15 protein-coding genes are annotated in these 15,978 nt (G+C 61.8%); 4 read left to right on the top strand and 11 right to left on the bottom strand.

Going from position 1 to position 15,978, the window contains the following annotated elements; translation table 11 throughout:
• Nucleotides 1-50: 50 nt before the first annotated feature.
• The gene (locus AA098_RS05110; RefSeq protein WP_003251803.1) at nucleotides 51-530 is read left to right on the top strand and encodes an Lrp/AsnC family transcriptional regulator; all 480 of its coding nucleotides are present in this window, start codon (nucleotides 51-53) and stop codon (nucleotides 528-530) included.
• Nucleotides 531-615: 85 nt separating this feature from the next.
• On the opposite strand, the gene cysN is transcribed toward AA098_RS05110, so the two are convergent.
• The 3 genes from cysN to AA098_RS05095 all read right to left on the bottom strand — a co-directional run bounded on the left by cysN (nucleotide 616) and on the right by AA098_RS05095 (nucleotide 4,433).
• Entirely contained in the window at nucleotides 616-2,517 is a 1,902-nt protein-coding gene (gene cysN / locus AA098_RS05105; protein ID WP_003251801.1) for a sulfate adenylyltransferase subunit CysN, read from the bottom strand.
• 16 nt (nucleotides 2,518-2,533) lie between these two features.
• Nucleotides 2,534-3,451, bottom strand: a complete 918-nt coding sequence (gene cysD, locus AA098_RS05100; RefSeq protein WP_003251799.1) for a sulfate adenylyltransferase subunit CysD — start codon at nucleotides 3,449-3,451, stop codon at nucleotides 2,534-2,536.
• A gap of 223 nt (nucleotides 3,452-3,674) precedes the next feature.
• The gene (locus AA098_RS05095; protein WP_003251795.1) at nucleotides 3,675-4,433 is read right to left on the bottom strand and encodes a Nif3-like dinuclear metal center hexameric protein; all 759 of its coding nucleotides are present in this window, start codon (nucleotides 4,431-4,433) and stop codon (nucleotides 3,675-3,677) included.
• A gap of 168 nt (nucleotides 4,434-4,601) precedes the next feature.
• Between AA098_RS05095 and algW the strand changes: the two genes are divergently transcribed.
• Nucleotides 4,602-5,762, top strand: coding sequence for a Do family serine endopeptidase AlgW (gene algW, locus AA098_RS05090; RefSeq protein WP_003251794.1), 1,161 nt, complete (start codon nucleotides 4,602-4,604; stop codon nucleotides 5,760-5,762).
• Nucleotides 5,763-5,933: 171 nt separating this feature from the next.
• On the opposite strand, the gene AA098_RS05085 is transcribed toward algW, so the two are convergent.
• From AA098_RS05085 to AA098_RS05070, 4 genes are all read right to left on the bottom strand, one after another.
• Complete coding sequence (locus tag AA098_RS05085) at nucleotides 5,934-6,698, bottom strand: amino acid ABC transporter ATP-binding protein (RefSeq protein ID WP_003251792.1); 765 nt, start codon at nucleotides 6,696-6,698, stop codon at nucleotides 5,934-5,936.
• A gap of 10 nt (nucleotides 6,699-6,708) precedes the next feature.
• Nucleotides 6,709-7,806, bottom strand: a complete 1,098-nt coding sequence (locus AA098_RS05080) for an amino acid ABC transporter permease (RefSeq protein ID WP_003251789.1) — start codon at nucleotides 7,804-7,806, stop codon at nucleotides 6,709-6,711.
• Nucleotides 7,807-7,816: 10 nt separating this feature from the next.
• Nucleotides 7,817-8,995, bottom strand: a complete 1,179-nt coding sequence (locus tag AA098_RS05075) for an amino acid ABC transporter permease (RefSeq protein ID WP_003251788.1) — start codon at nucleotides 8,993-8,995, stop codon at nucleotides 7,817-7,819.
• A 67-nt stretch (nucleotides 8,996-9,062) separates the two neighbouring features.
• Entirely contained in the window at nucleotides 9,063-10,091 is a 1,029-nt protein-coding gene (locus AA098_RS05070) for an amino acid ABC transporter substrate-binding protein (protein ID WP_003251785.1), read from the bottom strand.
• 332 nt (nucleotides 10,092-10,423) lie between these two features.
• On the opposite strand from AA098_RS05070, the gene AA098_RS05065 reads away from it, so the two are divergent.
• Both AA098_RS05065 and rhlB read left to right on the top strand, forming a co-directional pair.
• On the top strand, nucleotides 10,424-11,080 hold the full coding sequence (locus AA098_RS05065; protein WP_003251782.1) for an alpha/beta hydrolase: 657 nt from the start codon (nucleotides 10,424-10,426) through the stop codon (nucleotides 11,078-11,080).
• 100 nt (nucleotides 11,081-11,180) lie between these two features.
• Nucleotides 11,181-12,623, top strand: coding sequence for an ATP-dependent RNA helicase RhlB (gene rhlB, locus AA098_RS05060; RefSeq protein WP_003251780.1), 1,443 nt, complete (start codon nucleotides 11,181-11,183; stop codon nucleotides 12,621-12,623).
• A 479-nt stretch (nucleotides 12,624-13,102) separates the two neighbouring features.
• Here the strand turns inward: rhlB and moaE are convergent, their stop codons facing one another.
• The 4 genes from moaE to AA098_RS05040 all read right to left on the bottom strand — a co-directional run bounded on the left by moaE (nucleotide 13,103) and on the right by AA098_RS05040 (nucleotide 15,857).
• Nucleotides 13,103-13,549, bottom strand: coding sequence for a molybdopterin synthase catalytic subunit MoaE (moaE, locus tag AA098_RS05055; RefSeq protein ID WP_014860718.1), 447 nt, complete (start codon nucleotides 13,547-13,549; stop codon nucleotides 13,103-13,105).
• 2 nt (nucleotides 13,550-13,551) lie between these two features.
• Entirely contained in the window at nucleotides 13,552-13,797 is a 246-nt protein-coding gene (gene moaD / locus AA098_RS05050; protein ID WP_003251777.1) for a molybdopterin converting factor subunit 1, read from the bottom strand.
• On the bottom strand, nucleotides 13,797-14,267 hold the full coding sequence (gene moaC / locus AA098_RS05045; protein ID WP_003251775.1) for a cyclic pyranopterin monophosphate synthase MoaC: 471 nt from the start codon (nucleotides 14,265-14,267) through the stop codon (nucleotides 13,797-13,799). The genes moaD and moaC overlap by 1 nt, the downstream gene beginning before the upstream one ends.
• Before the next feature lie 195 nt (nucleotides 14,268-14,462).
• Nucleotides 14,463-15,857 (bottom strand): PhoH family protein, encoded by a 1,395-nt coding sequence (locus AA098_RS05040; RefSeq protein ID WP_003251772.1) that lies wholly within the window; start codon nucleotides 15,855-15,857, stop codon nucleotides 14,463-14,465.
• Nucleotides 15,858-15,978: the final 121 nt, after the last annotated feature.

The following is a 15,978-nucleotide window of genomic DNA, read 5'->3' as shown; positions in this document are numbered from 1 at the left end:
ACGTGCTTGCTGGAACAAAAACAATAATCAACGGACCAGGAGGGCAAAAAATGCCTTCAAGCCTCGACCGCACCGACCGCGCCCTGCTCGCCGCCTTGCAGGACAATGCCCGTCTCACCGTTGCCGAACTCGCCGACCAGGTGGCACTGACCACCTCGCCCTGCTGGCGACGGGTCAAGTTACTGGAGGAAAACGGCTACATCACCGGCTACCAGGCCATCCTCTCGCCCAAGTCGCTGGGGTTTGGCGTGACCGCGTTCGTCAGCATCATGATGGACTCGCACACCAAGGACATGGCGCTGGCGTTCGAACAGCGCCTGATGGAAATCCCCGAGATCGTCGCCTGCCACAACATCTCCGGCCGCTATGACTTTCTGCTGGAGATCCTGGCACGGGACCTGGAGTCGTTTGGCGAATTTACCCGGGAAGTGCTGCAGCGGTTGCCGGGGGTGAAGGAGATCTATTCGAGCTTTTCGTACAAAGCGGTGAAGGAAAGACGGGTGATACCGGTGTCGGAGAAACATATCTGAGACAGATCTTTCCGAGTATTGAGAAGGATCCTGAACGCGAGACAAAAAACCCCGCCGAAGCGGGGTTTTCCTTGCAGGCTAGCGCTTAGATCGCGCCACGCTGACGCAGCACGTCCAGCACCTGTTTCACGCCCTCGTCCACGCTGGTGGCCTGGGTGTCGATCACAAGATCAGCATCCAATGGCACATCGAACGGGAAGCTCTCACCCGGGATGTTGTCGCCACCGGCAGCGTACAGGCCTTGCGGGTCACGCTCGCGGCAAACCAGCGGCGAGGCCTGGACGTAAACGGTCACCAGGCGTTCCTTGCCGATCAGCGCCTTGGCCTGTTCGCGGCCTTCGGCATCCGGGGCCACGAACGCAGCCAGGGTGAGCATGCCGGCTTCGTTGAACTGGCGCGCCACATGGGCGGCGCGGCGCCAGTTCTCGGTGCGGCCAGCGCGGTCCTGTGGCAGGCCCTTGTTCAGGTCGTGACGCAGGTTCTGGCCATCGAGCACGTACACCGCACGGCCCATGTCGAACAGCTTGCGCTCCACGGCATAAGCCAAGGTGCTCTTGCCAGCACCCGACAGGCCGCTGAACAGCACGGTGGCTGGCTGCTGGCCGAAGCGCAGGGCGCGCTCTTCGGTGGACACGTGGGCCTGCTTGCCATGATGGCCGGTGCTGCCGTGTGGCAACACGGGCGGGGCGATGATCATGCCGGCGCCAACGGTGCCGTTGGTCAGGCGGTCGATGACGATGAACGCACCGGTGGTGCGGTTGCTGTCGTAACCGTCGAGGGCGATCGAGGTGTCCAGGGCTACCTTGACGCGGCCGATCTCGTTCAGTTGCAGCGCGCTGGCAGCGCCCTGCTCCAGGGTGTTCACATCGACCTTGTGGGTGATGCTGGCAATCGAACCTGGCACGTAGCTGGTGGCACGCTTGATGTCGTATTTCTTGCCCGGGAGCATCGGCTCCTCGGCCATCCACACCAGCATGGCGTCGAACTGGTCGGTGACCGGCGGGACGTTGTCGGCATGTACCAGCAGGTCGCCACGGGAGATGTCGATCTCGTCTTCCATGGTCAGGGTCACGGCCTGGCCTGGGCCAGCGTTTTCCAGTTCACCTTCGTAGGTGACGATGGACTTGACCCGGCTGCTCTTGCCCGACGGCAGCACGACAATCTCGTCACCTTTGTGCACCACGCCACTGGCGATGGTGCCCGCGAAGCCGCGGAAGTTCAGGTTGGGACGGTTGACGTACTGCACCGGGAAACGCAGGTCGGTGAAGTTGCGGTCGGCCGAAACCTCGACGGTTTCGAGGATTTCCATCAGCGTCGGGCCGGCGTACCACGGCGATTGCTCGCTGTGGTTGACCACGTTGTCACCCTTGAGCGCCGACATCGGCACGAAGTGCAGGCTGCTCGGGGTCAGGTTGATGGCTTCGGCGAACTTCAGGTAGTCGGCCTTGATCGACTCGAAGACGCCTTCATCGAAGCCCTTCAGGTCCATCTTGTTGACCGCGACCACGATGTGCTTGATACCCAGCAACGACGCGATGTAGCTGTGGCGGCGGGTCTGGGTCTGCACGCCGTAGCGGGCATCGACCAGGATGATCGCCAGGTCGCAGGTGGACGCACCGGTGGCCATGTTGCGGGTGTACTGCTCATGGCCCGGGGTGTCGGCGATGATGAACTTGCGCTTGGCGGTGGAGAAGTAGCGGTAGGCGACATCGATGGTGATGCCCTGCTCGCGCTCGGCCTGCAGGCCATCTACCAGCAGCGCCAGGTCGACTTCTTCGCCGGTGGTGCCGACTTTCTTCGAATCACGGGTGATGGCCTCGAGGTGGTCCTCGTAGATCATCTTGGAGTCGTGCAGCAGGCGCCCGATCAGGGTGCTCTTGCCGTCATCCACGTTGCCGCAGGTGAGGAAACGCAGCAGTTCTTTACGCTCGTGCTGAGCCAGATAAGCGAGGATATCTTCGCTGATCAAATCGGATTGGTGCGACATGGAGTAACCCTGAAAATTAGAAGTAGCCCTGACGTTTTTTGTCTTCCATGGAACCGGCGCCATCGTGGTCGATGACCCGGCCCTGGCGCTCGGAAGTGCGCGTCAGGAGCATTTCCTGAATGATGTCGGTGAGCGTCTCGGCTTCCGACTCGACAGCGCCCGTCAGCGGGTAGCAGCCGAGGGTACGGAAACGCACCTTCTTCTTGACGATGCGGGCTTTCTCTTCCTCGGAGAGGTGCTCGAGGATGCGCTCGTCGTCGATCATGATCAGGGTGCCGTTCTTCTCGATGACTTCACGCTCGGCGGCGAAGTACAGCGGCACGATCGGGATGCCTTCAAGGTAGATGTACTGCCAGATGTCCAGTTCGGTCCAGTTCGACAGCGGGAAGACGCGGATCGACTCGCCCTTGTTGACCTTGCCGTTGTACACGTTCCACAGCTCGGGGCGCTGGTTCTTCGGGTCCCAGCGGTGCTTGCTGTCACGGAACGAGTACACACGTTCCTTGGCCCGCGACTTCTCTTCGTCGCGGCGCGCACCACCGAAGGCAGCGTCGAAACCATGCTTGTCCAGCGCCTGCTTCAGGCCCTGGGTCTTCATGATGTCGGTGTGCTTGGAACTGCCATGGGTGAACGGGTTGATGCCTTGCGCCACACCCTCAGGGTTGACGTGGGTGATCAGCTCCAGGCCCATTTCCTCGACCATCTTGTCGCGGAAGCTGTACATCTCCTGGAATTTCCACTGGGTGTCGACGTGCATCACCGGGAACGGCAGCTTGCCCGGGAAGAAGGCCTTGCGCGCCAGGTGCAGCATCACGGCGGAGTCCTTGCCGATCGAGTACAGCATCACCGGGTTGTCGAACTCGGCGGCCACCTCGCGGATGATGTGGATGCTCTCCGCCTCCAGCTGTTTCAAGTGCGTCAGTTTGTCGACCATGGCTACTCACGAAAAACGATCTTATGGACGGCCTGCGGGCCGTGTTCGAGCGAGCCACTTTATCACAGCGGCTGCTTCTATTTAGGAGGCTGGCTAGATCGAAAAAGTCTAACGATATGACTGGGGGTTTGGGCTGGCAGGACCGGCCTCTTCGCAGGTGATTCCGCTCCTACGAGGCCCGCGCGTAGGAGCGGGTTCACCCGCGAAGAGGCCGACACCGCCTTCAGATGGGATTCGGGCAATCGATGAACAAGTGCTCCACGGCAAACCGTCGTGCCAGGTAATCGCCCAGCGCCTGCACCCCGTAGCGTTCAGTGGCATGGTGCCCGGCCGCAATGAAGCTGACGCCATTCTCGCGCGCACTGTGGTAGGTCTGCTCGGACGCCTCGCCAGTCAGGTACAGGTCGACCCCCGCAGCAATCGCCGTGTCGATATAGCCCTGCCCGCCGCCGGTGCACCAGCCCACCCGGCGGATCATTTCATTGCCTTCGACCAGCAACGGCTCACGCCCCAGCACCTCTTGCACCCGCCGGGCAAAATCGCGCGCGGTCATGGGTTCGGCGAGCGAACCAATCAGCCCGACCACTTTGGGGTTTTCCGGGTCAAGTGGCCCTTCGACAGTGATCTCCAGTTGCCGCGCCAGCTGCACATTGTTGCCCACGTCCGGGTGCACGTCCAAGGGCAGGTGGAACGCCAACAGGCTTATATCGTTATTCAGCAAGGTCTTCAGGCGACGCTGGCGAATGCCGGTGATGCACGGGTTCTCGCCCTTCCAGAAATAACCATGGTGCACCAGCACCAGATCGGCCTCGGCCTCGACGGCGGCATCCAGCAATGCCTGGCTGGCGGTAACACCACTGACAATACGGCTGACCTGCGGCCGGCCTTCGACCTGCAGGCCATTTGGGCAATAATCCTGGATCTTCGCGCTGCCCAGGTAACGCTCGGCTTCCTCGACCAGGGTGTTTAGAGCGACGGCCATGAAAATCTCCTCGAAAACTGCGCTTTTCTCGGGCACAACGCCTGACGAACGCCCGTATAATGCCGGCCATTATGGGCCGTCGCTGTCACTGGGGGAACCGGTGTATGATCGCGCGCGCTCATGCCCCACTGCCAGGCCGCTGGCCCCTGCTCTTTTCAGGATTCGTTCATGTTCAAGGCTTTGCGTTACTTCGGCTGGCCCCTGCTTACCGGCATACTGATCGCCATGCTGATCATCCAGCGTTTTCCGCAATGGGTCGGGCTGCCCAGCCAGGACGTCAACCTGCAGCAAGCGCCACAGACCACGCGGATCATGCAAGGCCCGGTGTCGTACGCCGACGCCGTGACCCTGGCCGCCCCGGCGGTGGCCAACCTGTACACCACCAAGGTGGTGAACAAAAGCGCCCACCCGCTGTTCGAAGACCCGCAGTTCCGCCGCTTCTTCGGCGATAACCTGCCCAAACAGCGCCGCTGGGAATCAAGCCTGGGCTCGGCGGTAATCATGAGCCCAGAGGGCTACCTGCTGACCAACAACCACGTTACCAGCGGCGCCGACCAGATCGTCGTAGCGCTGAAGGATGGCCGCGAAACCCTGGCCCGCGTGATCGGCAGCGACCCGGAAACCGACCTGGCGGTGCTGAAGATCGACTTGAAGAACCTGCCGGCGATCACCATCGGCCGTTCCGACACCATTCACATCGGCGACGTGTCGCTGGCCATCGGCAACCCGTTCGGCGTCGGCCAGACGGTGACCATGGGCATCATCAGCGCCACTGGCCGCAACCAGCTGGGGCTGAACAACTACGAAGACTTCATCCAGACCGACGCGGCGATCAACCCGGGCAACTCCGGTGGCGCGCTGGTGGATGCCAATGGCAACCTGATCGGCATCAATACCGCGATCTTTTCCAAGTCCGGTGGCTCGCAGGGCATCGGCTTCGCCATCCCGGTAAAACTGGCACTGGAGGTGATGAAGTCGATCGTCGAACACGGCCAGGTGATCCGTGGATGGCTGGGTATCGAAGTACAGCCACTGAGCCAGGAGCTGGCAGAGTCGTTCGGCATGAAGGACCGCCCAGGCATCGTGGTGGCGGGTATCTTCCGCGAAGGGCCAGCGGCCAAGGCCGGGCTGCAACTGGGTGACGTGATCCTGAGCATCAATGGCGAGCCGGCCGGCGACGGGCGCAAGTCGATGAACCAGGTTGCGCGGATCAAACCCAACGAGAAGATCACCATCGAGGTGATGCGTAACGGTCAGCAATTGAAGCTGATCGCCGAGGTGGGGCTGCGGCCGCCGCCGGCGCCGGCTGTAACGCAAGAAGAAAAGTAAGGTGAGGCCTTAAGCCGTTCCGCAACCCTGTGGGAGCGGCCTTGCGTCGCGATGGGCCGCCTAGCGGCCCCAAAATTTCAGCTTCGCAGGGCATATGCCCGGGGCCGCTTTGCGGCCCGTCGCGACACAAGGCCGCTCCCACAGTTGGCCGAGTCTGCTGCCGCTACTGCATCAATGCAGGATCTGGCTGAGGAACAACTTGGTCCGGTCACTGCGCGGCCGGTCGAAGAAGTCATCCGGCGCGGCCTGCTCCACAATCTCGCCCTTGTCCATGAAGATAACCCGGTTCGCCACGGTACGGGCAAAGCCCATTTCGTGGGTCACGCAGAGCATGGTCATGCCATCCTCGGCCAGGCCCACCATGGTATCGAGCACTTCCTTGACCATTTCCGGGTCCAGTGCCGAGGTCGGTTCGTCGAACAGCATGATCTTGGGCTTCATGCACAACGCGCGGGCAATGGCCACACGCTGCTGCTGGCCGCCAGACAACTGGCCAGGGTACTTGTGTGCCTGCTCCGGAATCCGCACACGCTCCAGGTAGTGCATGGCAATTTCCTCGGCCTTGCGCCGTGGCATCTTGCGCACCCACATCGGCGCCAGGGTGCAGTTCTCCAGGATGCTCAGGTGCGGGAACAGGTTGAAGTGCTGGAACACCATGCCCACCTCGCGGCGGATGGCCTCGATCTGCTTGAGGTCGTTGGTCAGCTCCACGCCATCGACCACGATGCGCCCTTGCTGATGCTCTTCCAGGCGGTTAAGGCAGCGGATGGTGGTGGACTTGCCCGAGCCGGACGGCCCGCACAGCACGATACGCTCGCCCTGGCGCACGTTCAGGTTGATGTCCTTGAGCACATGGAACTGGCCGTACCACTTGTTCACACCCTGCATCTGGATGATGCCTTCGGGGCCAGCAGGCTGCTTGATCGCTTCACTCATTTCGAAACTCCTAACGCTTGTGGCCAGTGTCCAGCTTGCGCTCCAGATGCATGGAGTAGCGGGACATACCGAAACAGAAAATCCAGAACACCAGGGCGGCGAACACGTAGCCCTCGGTGGCCATGCCCAACCAGGCGGGGTCTGCGGCTGCTTGCTTGACGCTGTTGAGCAGGTCGAACAGGCCGATGATGATCACCAGGCTGGTGTCCTTGAACAGGGCAATGAAGGTGTTGACGATGCCGGGGATCACAAGCTTCAGCGCCTGCGGCAAGATCACCAGCCCCATCGAGCGCCAGTAGCCAAGGCCCATGGCCGCGGCGGCTTCGTACTGGCCCTTGGGGATGGCCTGCAGGCCGCCGCGCACCACCTCGGCGATGTACGCCGACTGGAACAGGATCACACCAATCATCGCCCGCAGCAGCTTGTCGAAGCTCATGCCTTCTGGCAGGAACAATGGCAGCATCACCGACGACATGAACAGCACGGTGATCAGCGGTACGCCCCGCCAGAACTCGATGAAGGTCACGCATACCACTTTCACGGCCGGCATCCTCGAACGCCGGCCCAGTGCCAGCAGGATGCCCAGCGGCAAGGCGCCGACGATGCCCACGGTGGCGATCACCAGGGTCAGCATCAACCCGCCCCACTGGCTGGTCGGTACGCTTTCCAGGCCCAGGTACCCACCGTGCAGCAGGGTATAGGCCAGTACCGGGTACAGCACCAGGAAGCCCAGGCCATAGAAGGCTTTGCGCGGGAAACGCTTGATGAACAACGGCGCGGCGCCGAGCACGGCAAGCCACACGGTCAGGTCCACACGCCAGCGCAGCTCAGTCGGGTAATAGCCGTACATGAACTGGCCAAAGCGCTGCTGCACGAACACCCAGCAGGCGCCGTCCTTGGTGCAATCGGCGCGCGTGGTGCCGACCCAGTTGGCATCGATCAACGCCCACTGCAGCAACGGCGGCACGATCAGCCACACCAGGTAGAGGGCGAACAGGGTCAACAGCGTGTTGAGCCAGCTGGAGAACAGATTGGCACGCATCCATGCGAGCACGCCGACGGTTTTCACCGGTGGCGGCATATCGGGTTTGAAAACATGGGCATTCACGGGCGTATCCTCACCGCTCGATCAGCGCAATGCGCTTGTTGTACCAGTTCATCAGCAGCGAAATGCTGATGCTGATGGCGAGATAGACACTCATGGTGATGGCGATCACCTCGATGGCCTGGCCGGTCTGATTGAGCACGGTGCCCGCGAACAGCGAGACCATCTCCGGGTAGCCGATACCGGCCGCCAGCGAAGAGTTCTTCGCCAGGTTCAGGTATTGGCTGGTCAGCGGCGGAATGATCACCCGCAGTGCCTGGGGAATGATCACCTTGCGCAGGGTCGGGCCCTCGCGCAGGCCCAGCGAGCGCGCGGCTTCGGTCTGGCCATGGCTGACCGAACGGATGCCGGAACGCACGATCTCGGCGATGAAGGCTGCCGTATAGATAGTCAGCGCCAGGGTCAGCGCCAGCAACTCGGGGATCAGCACCCAGCCACCGACAAAGTTGAAGCCTTTGAGCTGCGGCACCTCCCAGCTGACCGGGCTGCCGAACAGCAACACGCTCAGCCCTGGGATGGCGATGAACAGCGCAAGGCCCACCCAGAACTTGTGGAATGGCACGCCGGTCTCGTCGAAGCGCTTGTTGGCAAAGCGCACCATCAGCACGATCGCGACAATCGCTACTGCCAGGGCCACCACGAATGGCCAGAAACCGTCGGCCATCGACGCACCCGGCATGTTCAGGCCGCGGTTGCTGATGAAGAACATGTCGTCGATGTTGATGCTGCCCCGCGGTCCCGGCAGGGTCAGGAACACGGCGAAGTACCAGAACAGAATCTGCAGCAACGGCGGAATGTTGCGGAAGGTTTCCACATACACGGTTGCCAGTTTGCTGATCATCCAGTTCGGTGACAGGCGCGCTACACCGATGATGAAGCCCAGTATCGTCGCCAGAATGACGCCGATGAAGGTCACCAACAGCGTATTGAGCAGGCCGATGACGAACACCCGCGCATAACTGTCGGATTCCACATAGGGGATCAGGTGCTGGGCGATGCCGAAGCCGGCACTGCGGTCGAGGAAGTCGAAGCCCGAGGTAATGCCCCGGTGTTGCAGGTTGGTTTGCGTGTTGTGAAACAGGTACCAGCCCAGGCCGACCACGAAGACGATCGTGAGGATCTGGAACAACCACGCGCGCACACGCGGATCGTTAAGGGACAAGCCCTTGGGTGCGCCGATTTGATTTTGCATGAAGTGCCCCGGACAGTAGGGATTCGAACAGCCTGCGGCGGCGGAATGCCGCCGCAGGATGCAGCCATCAGCGCACTGGAGGCGCGTACTGGATGCCGCCGTTGTTCCACAGGGCGTTCATGCCACGGTCGATCTTCAAGTCAGTGCTCTGGCCCAGGTTCTTCTCGAACACTTCGCCATAGTTACCCACTTGCTTGACGATCTGCACTACCCAGTCTTTGGGCAGCTTGAGGTCCTTGCCATACTCGCCATCCGCACCCAGCAGTCGGGCGACATCCGGGTTCTTGGTGGCCTTGGCCTCGGCCTCGACGTTCTTGGAAGTGATGCCCGCTTCTTCGGCATTGAGCATGGCGAACAGGGTCCACTTGACGATGCTGAACCACTCCTCGTCGCCTTTACGCACTACCGGGCCCAGTGGCTCCTTGGAGATGGTTTCCGGCAACACCACGTAGTCGGTCGGCGCAGCCAGCTTGGAGCGCTGGGCGAACAGCTGCGATTTGTCCGAAGTCAGCACGTCGCAACGGCCAGACTCCAGCGATTTGGCGCTCTCGTCAGAGGTGTCGAAGGTAATCGGGGTGTACTTCAGGCCATTGGCACGGAAGAAGTCCGACACGTTCAGCTCGGTGGTGGTGCCGGCCTGGATGCAGATGGTCGCGCCATCGAGCTCTTTGGCGCTGGAAACGCCAAGCTTCTTGTTGACCAGGAAGCCGACGCCGTCATAGTAGGTGACACCCGCGAACACCAGGCCCATGCCGGCATCGCGCGAGCTGGTCCAGGTGGTGTTACGCGACAGCACGTCGACCTCGCCCGACTGCAGGGCAGTGAAGCGTTCCTTGGCGTTGAGCTGGCTGAACTTGACCTTGGTGGCATCACCGAACACGGCGGCGGCCACGGCACGGCAGACATCGGCATCGATGCCGACGATCTTGCCCTGCGCATCAGGTACCGAGAAGCCTGGAAGACCGTCGCTCACGCCACACTGGACGAAGCCCTTCTTCTTTACCGCATCGAGGGTGGCGCCGGCCTGGGCAGTGCTCACGGCGCCCAGCGCGGCGGCAGCGGTCAGGACTGCCAGGGTGGTTTTCAACATCTTCATTCACAACCTCCAAATCGCTCTTGTTGTATCGAGCCGGAATTGCACCGCACCCTTTTGAGGCGTATCCGACCCGTATTGGCTTGTTATTGGGTCAATTGGCGCAATGGACTGTTCTGTGACAGCCTTCGCGTGCAGAGGGTGTTACCGTCACGGCCTGCCCTTTGCATCACAGGTTGAGTTGCAAACCGCGTACCAAATTTTCTGGCTGTAGCGTTTAAGCGCTCGTCAAGTAGGAAAAGTTGTATCGTTGCGACATTCTTTTTCCGACAATCATTTCCGGTGCTTTCTTTTCACGCACGCCATAACAAGACCCGCACACTTTCGGAGCAGTCATGACCAACCCGCTGATTCTCGAACCACAGAAAACCGCTGACGCCTGTGTGATCTGGTTGCACGGTCTGGGGGCCGACCGTTACGACTTCCTACCTGTGGCCGAATTCATGCAGGAGCGCTTGCTCAGCACTCGCTTCATCATGCCCCAGGCACCGACCCGCCCCGTGACCATCAACGGCGGCTATGCCATGCCCAGCTGGTATGACATCAAGGCCATGACCCCGGCCCGTGCCATCGACGAAGCGCAGCTGGAAGCGTCTGCCGAGCAGGTGGTTGCGCTGATCAAGGCCGAGCAGGCCAAAGGCATCAACCTGTCGCGGATCTTCCTGGCCGGCTTCTCCCAGGGCGGCGCGGTGGTGCTGCACACTGCCTATATAAAGTGGCAGGAAGCACTGGGTGGGGTGATCGCCCTGTCCACCTATGCCCCCACCTTCAATGACCAGCATCAGTTGAGTGCCTGCCAGCAGCGCACACCGGCCCTGTGCCTGCATGGCGTGCATGACCCGGTGGTCATCCCGTCCATGGGCCGTACCGCCTTCGAGTACCTGAACACCTGGGGCGTCGCTGCCCGCTGGTACGAATACCCGATGGAACACGAAGTGGTGGTCGAAGAACTGAACGATATCCACGACTGGCTGAGCAAGCAGCTGCAATAGGCAACCTCGCTTGTAGTTGTGGGCGTATTCCGCTACGCCGCGCCCGGATCTTGCATTACACTGCCCGGCGTACATTCCTTAATCAGTTGATGAGACGACCGTGCTCAAAGCACTCAGAAAAATATTCGGCAAGGGAGAGGCCGCGCCACAAGCCGCCGCTCCTGCTGCCAGCGTGACGCCGGAAGCCCGGCCCGCGGCAAAACCGGCCGCACCCCATGCCAACCCCGCCCCCAAGGCTGAGCAACCTGCCGCCGCGACGCCACCTGCCGAACAACCGGCCAAGGACAAACCGCGCCGCGAACGCAAGCCCAAGCCACAGGCCAGCCTGTGGAAGCCCGAGGACTTCGTGGTCGAGCCACAGGAAGGCAAAACCCGCTTCCACGACTTCAAGCTGTCCAACGAGCTGATGCACGCCATCCACGACCTGGGCTTCCCGTACTGCACGCCAATCCAGGCGCAGGTCCTGGGTTACACCCTGCGTGGCCAGGACGCTATCGGCCGGGCCCAGACGGGCACCGGCAAGACGGCCGCCTTCCTGATCTCGATCATTTCCCAGTTACAGCAGACGCCACCGCCTAAAGAGCGCTACATGGGCGAGCCGCGCGCGCTGATCATCGCCCCCACCCGCGAGCTGGTGGTGCAGATCGCCAAGGACGCCGCTGCCCTGACCAAGTACACCGGCCTGAACGTGATGAGCTTCGTCGGTGGCATGGACTTCGACAAGCAGCTCAAAGCCCTGGAAGCGCGCCACTGCGATATCCTGGTGGCCACCCCGGGCCGCCTGCTGGACTTCAACCAGCGTGGCGAAGTGCACCTGGACATGGTCGAGGTGATGGTGCTTGACGAAGCCGACCGCATGCTCGACATGGGCTTCATCCCCCAGGTCCGCCAAATCATTCGTCAGACACCGCCGAAAAGCGAGCGCCAGACCCTGCTGTTCTCCGCCACCTTCACCGACGATGTGATGAACCTGGCCAAGCAGTGGACCACCAACCCGGCCATTGTCGAGATCGAGCCGGAGAACGTGGCCAGCGAAACGGTGGAGCAGCACGTGTATGCGGTGGCCGGCAGCGACAAGTACAAGCTGCTGTACAACCTGGTAACCCAGAACAAGTGGGAACGGGTGATGGTGTTCGCCAACCGCAAGGACGAAGTGCGGCGCATCGAGGAAAAGCTGGTACGCGACGGTATCAATGCCGCCCAGCTGTCGGGCGACGTGCCGCAGCACAAGCGCATCCGAACCCTGGAGAGCTTCCGCGAAGGGCGCATCACCGTGCTGGTGGCCACCGACGTGGCCGGGCGCGGGATCCATATCGATGGCATCAGCCACGTGATCAACTTCACCCTGCCGGAAGACCCTGACGACTACGTGCACCGCATTGGCCGTACCGGCCGTGCCGGCACCAGTGGTGTGTCGATCAGCTTTGCCGGTGAGGATGACTCGTATCAGCTGCCGGCGATCGAAGCGCTGCTGGGGCGCAAGATCAAGTGCGAGATGCCGCCGGATGAACTGCTAAAGCCGGTGCCGCGCAAGCATCACTGACTTCAGCAGGCTACATGCGCCCTGTGGCAGCGGCCTTGTGTCGCGATTGGGCCGCGCAGCGGCCCCGGGATTTCGGCTTTGATGCGCAGATTATCGGGGGCCGCTCCGCGGCCCTTTCGCGACACAAGGCCGCTCCCACACGGCGCCAGCTTTCAGGAATTGAGCAAGACAGTTGCTCCCACAAAGGATCAGCGGCGCCTTGATTACCAGCGGCCCGCCGCATCCTGGTCACTCTGCTTCCCCTCCACCCATCCAGTGGTGTGTCAATCAGCTTTGCTGGTGAAGATGACTCGTATCATCACTGACCTTCAGCGGGCTACACGCGATCAATCTGTGGGAGCGGCCTTGTGTCGCGATTGGGCCGCGCAGCGGCCCCGGGATGTCGGCTTTGATGCGCAGATTGTCGGGGGGAGATTGGCCAGCAGGGCCGGCCCTTTCGCGGGTAAACCCGCTCCTACAGGCGACCGGCGGCGCCTTGATTACCAGCGCCCCGCCGCATCCTGGTCACTTTCCTTCCCCTCCACCCACCTTGGCCCTTCCTGGGTATTCTCCTTCTTCCAGAACGGCGCCCGGGTCTTCAGGTAGTCCATGATGAAGTTGCAGGCATCGAACGCCGCCTGCCGATGGGCACTGGCCACCCCCACGAACACAATCGGTTCGCCCGGTTCCAGCGCACCGATGCGGTGCAGCACCTCCACTTTCAAGAGCGGCCAACGCTGCTCGGCCTCGACCACGATCTTGGCCAGGGCCTTTTCGGTCATGCCCGGATAGTGTTCGAGGAACATCCCCGCCACTTCGCGGCCATCGTTGAAATCCCGCACATAGCCGACAAAACCGACCACCGCGCCCACGCCCACATTGGCTGCATGCATGGCATTGGTCTCAGCCCCCGGGTCGAACGCGCCTTCCTGCACTCGTACAGCCATGTTCAGCCTCCGGTCACCGGTGGGAAGAACGCCACTTCATCGCCCTCTTCCAGCGGTTCATCGAGCTTGCACAGCTCTTCGTTGCGCGCGCACATCAGGTTCTGCTCGGCCAGCACTTCATACTGCCCGCCCTTGGCAACCAAGGCCTGGCGCACATCATCGAGCACCTTGAACGCACCCTCCACCCGCTCGGCATCCACGCCCAACAGTTCGCGGTAACGGGCGAAGTACATCACCTTGACCTTCATCACGCCTCCACCTTGTAATGGCCACTCTTGCCACCGAGTTTTTCCAGCAGGCGCACCTGCTCGATGACCATACCTTTATCCACAGCCTTGCACATGTCATAGATCGTCAGCGCGGCCACGCTGGCGGCGGTCAGCGCCTCCATCTCCACACCGGTCTGCCCGGCCAGCTTGCAGCGGGCGACGATGCGCACGGCGTCCTGCCCCTCGGCGCTGAGCTCGACCTTGACGCTGGTGAGCATCAGCGGGTGGCACAGCGGAATCAGGTCGCTGGTTTTTTTCGCCGCCTGTATCCCGGCAATGCGCGCCACGGCGAACACATCACCCTTGGGGTGTTCACCGTCGACGATCATCTGCAAGGTCTGCGGCAACATGCGCACCCGCGCCTCGGCGGTAGCCTCGCGCTCGGTCACGGCCTTTTCAGTGACGTCGACCATGTTGGCCCGCCCCTGGGAATCAAGATGTGTCAGCACTGCTCTGCTCCTGTGAAGGGATTTCGCAGTGTAAACCTGTGGGTCAGGTTTGAGCAGAGGTATGTGTCGGCAGGTTTGGCCTCTTCGCGGGCACGCCCGCTCCCACAGGAGCTCCATGGCCTCGAATCAAGTGGAGATCCTGTGAACGGGCGTGTCCACGAAGAGGCCGGGCAGTAATCTGCCCGGCTACAGGGTTTACAAATGAGACTCGGCGTACTCGGCCAGCACCGAGCGAGGCACGCCCTGCAGGGTGATGTGCACGCCGTGGGGGAAGTCCTTGAAGCGCTCGGTCAGGTAGGTCAGGCCCGAGCTGGTCGCGGACAGGTAGGGGGTGTCGATCTGCGCCAGGTTGCCCAGGCAGACCACCTTGGACCCGGAGCCGGCACGGGTGATGATGGTTTTCATCTGGTGCGGCGTCAGGTTCTGGCACTCGTCAATCAGGATCAGGCTCTGCTGGAAGCTGCGGCCACGGATGTAGTTCAGCGACTTGAACTGCAGCGGCACGCGCTCAAGGATGTATTCGACGCTGCCATGGGTGCTTTCGTCATCCATGTGCAAAGCTTCGAGGTTGTCAGTGATGGCGCCCAGCCACGGCTCCATCTTCTCTGCTTCGGTACCCGGCAGGAAGCCAATCTCCTGGTCCAGCCCCTGCACGCTGCGGGTGGCGATGATGCGCCGGTAGCGCTTGCTGACCATGGTTTGCTCGATGGCCGCAGCCAGCGCCAGGATGGTTTTACCGGAGCCGGCGGCGCCGGTCAGGTTCACCAGGTGGATATCCGGGTCCAGCAGGGCAAACAGCGCCAGGCTTTGGTGAATGTCGCGTGGTTTCAGGCCCCAGGCTTCTTGGTGCAGCAACGGCTCCTGGTGCAGGTCGAGCAGCAGCAGTTCGTCGTCACGAATGCCCTTGATCCACCCGACGAAGCCCTGCTCATCGATGATGAACTCATTGACGTGCACAGCTGGCAGGTTGTCGATCATCTGCACCCGATGCCAGGTGCGGCCGCGCTCCTGGCGGGTATCGACCTTGCTCACGCGGTCCCAGAACGAGCCGGTGACCGAATGGTAGCCCTTGGACAGCAAAGACACGTCATCGACCAGTTGGTCGGTGCTGTAGTCCTCAGCCGCTATACCGCAAGCGCGCGCCTTCAGGCGCATGTTGATGTCTTTAGTGACCAGCACGACGTCCAGGTCGGTGCGCCGGGCCCGGACTTCGAGCAACTGGTTGATGATGATGTTGTCGTTGAGGTTTTCCGGCAGCAGCTTGTTCGGCTCGTTGCGCGGGGTCATCAGGATGGACAGGAACCCCTTGGGGCCGCTCTTGTTGCGCTGGATCGGTACGCCCTGCTCGACATCGCTGGGCGAAGCGTCACCGAGGGTCTGGTCTATCAGGCGGATGGCTTGGCGGCATTCGGCGGCGATGCTTTGTTTGCCGGTCTTGAGCTTGTCGAGTTCCTCCAGCACCGTCATCGGGATGGCGACATGGTGCTCCTCGAAGTTCAGTAACGCGTTAGGGTCGTGAATCAGGACGTTGGTATCGAGCACATACAGGATTGGCTTGCTGGAGGAAGGGTTGCGTCCTTGGTCATCCATACTCGGTCACCTTATGTCGAAGCCACACGGCGTGGTCTGTTACGCCGCAGAGTGACTGCCGCTGTTCCCGTATCCGCGTTGTTACGGGCGGGAAGCGAACCTGGCTAGGTGGGCCTGGATG

The organism is Pseudomonas sp. JY-Q (assembly GCF_001655295.1).
GTDB lineage: Bacteria > Pseudomonadota > Gammaproteobacteria > Pseudomonadales > Pseudomonadaceae > Aquipseudomonas > Aquipseudomonas alloputida.
The sequence above is the reverse complement of the archived record's forward strand: the minus strand, read 5'-3'. Positions and strand labels throughout refer to the sequence as shown.

What these genes read in the sequence shown, in the direction of transcription:
- AA098_RS05085 (WP_003251792.1), bottom strand. Translation starts at nt 6,698, where the DNA reads ATGAGTGAAGCGATCAAGCAGCCTGCTGGCCCCGAAGGCATCATCCAG.
- AA098_RS05075 (WP_003251788.1), bottom strand. Translation starts at nt 8,995, where the DNA reads ATGCAAAATCAAATCGGCGCACCCAAGGGCTTGTCCCTTAACGATCCG.
- AA098_RS05070 (WP_003251785.1), bottom strand. Translation starts at nt 10,091, where the DNA reads ATGAAGATGTTGAAAACCACCCTGGCAGTCCTGACCGCTGCCGCCGCG.
- AA098_RS05110 (WP_003251803.1), top strand. Translation starts at nt 51, where the DNA reads ATGCCTTCAAGCCTCGACCGCACCGACCGCGCCCTGCTCGCCGCCTTG.
- moaE (WP_014860718.1), bottom strand. Translation starts at nt 13,549, where the DNA reads ATGGCTGTACGAGTGCAGGAAGGCGCGTTCGACCCGGGGGCTGAGACC.
- AA098_RS05040 (WP_003251772.1), bottom strand. Translation starts at nt 15,857, where the DNA reads ATGGATGACCAAGGACGCAACCCTTCCTCCAGCAAGCCAATCCTGTAT.
- AA098_RS05095 (WP_003251795.1), bottom strand. Translation starts at nt 4,433, where the DNA reads ATGGCCGTCGCTCTAAACACCCTGGTCGAGGAAGCCGAGCGTTACCTG.
- cysD (WP_003251799.1), bottom strand. Translation starts at nt 3,451, where the DNA reads ATGGTCGACAAACTGACGCACTTGAAACAGCTGGAGGCGGAGAGCATC.
- AA098_RS05065 (WP_003251782.1), top strand. Translation starts at nt 10,424, where the DNA reads ATGACCAACCCGCTGATTCTCGAACCACAGAAAACCGCTGACGCCTGT.
- algW (WP_003251794.1), top strand. Translation starts at nt 4,602, where the DNA reads ATGTTCAAGGCTTTGCGTTACTTCGGCTGGCCCCTGCTTACCGGCATA.
- cysN (WP_003251801.1), bottom strand. Translation starts at nt 2,517, where the DNA reads ATGTCGCACCAATCCGATTTGATCAGCGAAGATATCCTCGCTTATCTG.
- moaD (WP_003251777.1), bottom strand. Translation starts at nt 13,797, where the DNA reads ATGAAGGTCAAGGTGATGTACTTCGCCCGTTACCGCGAACTGTTGGGC.